Source organism: uncultured Clostridium sp. (assembly GCF_934754915.1).
In the GTDB taxonomy this organism is placed as follows: Bacteria; Bacillota; Clostridia; order Clostridiales; family Clostridiaceae; genus Clostridium.
The window spans coordinates 1-3,022 of the sequence record NZ_CAKVKB010000261.1 but is presented as its reverse complement, the minus strand read 5'-3'; the positions used below and the strand labels follow the sequence as shown (position 1 = coordinate 3,022).

Genomic DNA, 3,022 nt, shown 5'->3' with positions numbered 1-3,022 from the left:
ACCATACTCACCATAAACAGTAAAAAACCTCATTCCTGTGGATGGTATCCTAAACAAATGACTATATGTATATGCCATTAATTCATTTGATTTTTTAGTTGCTGCATATAAACTAACCGGATAATCTACTCTATCTTCTATTGAAAAAGGGATTTTTTTATTATTACCATACACAGAACTAGATGAAGCATATAATAAATGTTTCACATTAAATTTTCTACACATTTCTAAAATATTTACAAATCCCACCAAATTTGATTGCACATATACATCCGGATTTTTAATACTATATCTGACTCCAGCCTGAGCTGCTAAATTAATAACTACCGTAGGCTTATATTGCTTAAATATATTTTTTAATAAATTCTTATCGACCAAATCACCCTTAATAAAATTAAATTCACTACATTTTTTTAATATATCCAATCGTTTATATTTCAAATTAATATCATAATAATCATTTAAATTGTCATATCCAATTACTTTATTTCCTTCACTTAATACCCTCTTAGCCAAATGAAATCCTATAAAACCTGCTACACCTGTTATAAAAAAAACTTCATTATTTTTATTCAACACTATAATCCTCCCTAAGCTATACACCAACTCCAAAATATTTTAACCCTTTAGCTTCAATATCCTTTCTGCTATATATATTTCTTAAATCAATGAAAATATCTCCCAACATTTTTTCTTTCATTTTTAATATATCTATATTTCTAAACTGATTCCATTCTGTTAACAAAACTACTGCATCTACTTCCTCTGCAGCTTCATATTCATTATTACAAAACACTATACTTTCTTTTATTTTTTCAAATCTCCATTGTCCTTCTTTTTTTCCTTCTGGATCAAAAATACGCAACCTCGCACCTTTTTTGACAAGTTCATTGCATATTACTATTGAAGGTGCTTCTCTCATATCATCTGTTCTTGGTTTGAATGTTATTCCTAAAATACCAATTTTTTTATTATTAACACCTTTTAATGCATTATTAATTTTATCTACCATTTTCATTTTTTGTTTTTCATTTGCCTTAATAACAGCTTCTATTACGGTTAAATTCTCATTATTATTTTTTCCTATTGCCATCAATGCTCTTGTATCCTTCGGAAAGCAACTTCCTCCATATCCTGGGCCAGCATGCAAAAATTTTGATGATATTCTTCCATCTTTACCCATGGCTTTTGCAACATCCTGCACATTAGCACCTATTTTTTCACAAAGATTAGCAATTTCATTTATAAATGAAATTTTTGTTGCTAAAAATGCATTACATGCATATTTAATCATTTCTGCTGTTTCAATATTAGTTTCAACAAATGGAGTTTCATTTAAATATAATACTCTATATACACTCTTCATTATTAATTTAGCTTTTTCACTATCACTTCCAATTACGATCCTATCTGGATGCATAAAATCCTGAATTGCTGAACCTTCTCTCAAAAATTCAGGATTTGAAACTATATCGAAATCTACTTTTATATTTCTTTCGATTAATTCTCCTAATATTACCTTTTTTACTTTCTTCGCGGTTCCAATTGGTACTGTTGATTTATCAACAATAACTTTATAAGAATTTATATATTTTCCAATTTCTTTTGCTACTTGTAATACATATTCCAAGTCGGCACTTCCATCTTCTTTAGGAGGTGTTCCAACTGCAATAAATATAACATCTGCCCAACTTACTGCTTTTTCAATATTATTAGTAAATTTTAATCTTTTATAATAAACATTTTTTTTAACCAGTTCATCTAGTCCAGGCTCATATATAGGAATATCTCCTTTTTTTAATTTATTAATTTTATTATTATCATTATCCATAATAATAACTTCTAATCCAAAATCAGATAAACAAGTGCCTGCAACTAATCCAACATATCCACTTCCTATTATTGCTACTTTTCTTATATTATCTTGCACATACCTCACCTACAATTAGAAAATTTTCTTATACCTATGTTAATCTACATTATGAAATAAATTAACGATAATTATTTATATTTTAGCTATATATAAAAGTTTTTTTATTTCTTTTACAGATAACCACTCTGTATTTTTCCCAGAATCATACTCAAATCCTTCTTTAACAAGCTTTCCTCCAGGAGTCATATATTTTTGTGAATTCCACCAATCAAAATGTGGATATATTATGTAATGTTTTTCATATTCATAAGTCATTCTAGAATCATCTTTAGTAATCATTACTTCATCAAGTTTTTCACCTTCACGTATTCCAATTTCCTTCATATCTCCATCAGGATTCATAGCCCTAGCTAAATCTGTAATTTTAAATGAAGGAATTTTAGATATATATGTTTCCCCTCCTCGTGATTCTTTTAGTGCTTTAAACACAAGATTAACACCTTCATCTAGAGTAATCCAAAATCTTGTCATTCTATAATCTGTTATAGGCAATGTTTTTTCGCCTCTTTCAAGTAACGTTTTAAAAAATGGAATTACAGATCCCCTACTTCCTGCAACATTTCCATATCGGACTACAGAAAATACTGTTCCATTTCCTCCCGAATAAGCATTGCCTGCGATAAATAATTTATCTGAAACAAGTTTTGTACCTCCATATAAATTAATTGGATTCACGGCTTTATCAGTAGATAGTGCTACAACTTTTTTAACTCCACAATCTATTGAAGCATCAACTATATTCTGCGCTCCATGTATGTTAGTTTTTATTGCTTCAAAAGGATTATATTCACATGCTGGCACTTGCTTCATTGCTGCTGCATGTATTACATAATCAATATCTTTAAATGCTCTATAAAGCCTATCTTTATCTCTCACATCTCCTATAAAGAATCTTAACTTTTTATATTTATCAGGATATTTCATTCTAAATTCTTTTGCCATTACATCCTGATTAAATTCGTCTCTTGAATATATAACTATTCTTTTAGGATCAAATTCTTTTAAAATTCTTTCAGTAAACTTTTTACCAAAAGAACCTGTCCCACCAGTTATCAAAATTGATTTATTATCAAGCACTAATTGTATACC

At 28.6% G+C, this 3,022-nt stretch carries 3 protein-coding genes; all 3 read right to left on the bottom strand.

The window, feature by feature from the left end:
* Positions 1 to 585: GDP-mannose 4,6-dehydratase (locus Q0F58_RS18530; protein ID WP_294379398.1), on the bottom strand; the 585-nt coding region annotated here is incomplete at its 3' end.
* A 10-nt stretch (positions 586 to 595) separates the two neighbouring features.
* Positions 596 to 1,930: a UDP-glucose/GDP-mannose dehydrogenase family protein gene (locus Q0F58_RS18525; protein ID WP_294379394.1), complete on the bottom strand. Its 1,335-nt coding sequence runs from the start codon at positions 1,928 to 1,930 to the stop codon at positions 596 to 598.
* 75 nt (positions 1,931 to 2,005) lie between these two features.
* On the bottom strand, positions 2,006 to 3,010 hold the full coding sequence (gene pseB / locus Q0F58_RS18520) for a UDP-N-acetylglucosamine 4,6-dehydratase (inverting) (protein ID WP_294379397.1): 1,005 nt from the start codon (positions 3,008 to 3,010) through the stop codon (positions 2,006 to 2,008).
* Between the last annotated feature and the right edge of the window lie 12 nt (positions 3,011 to 3,022).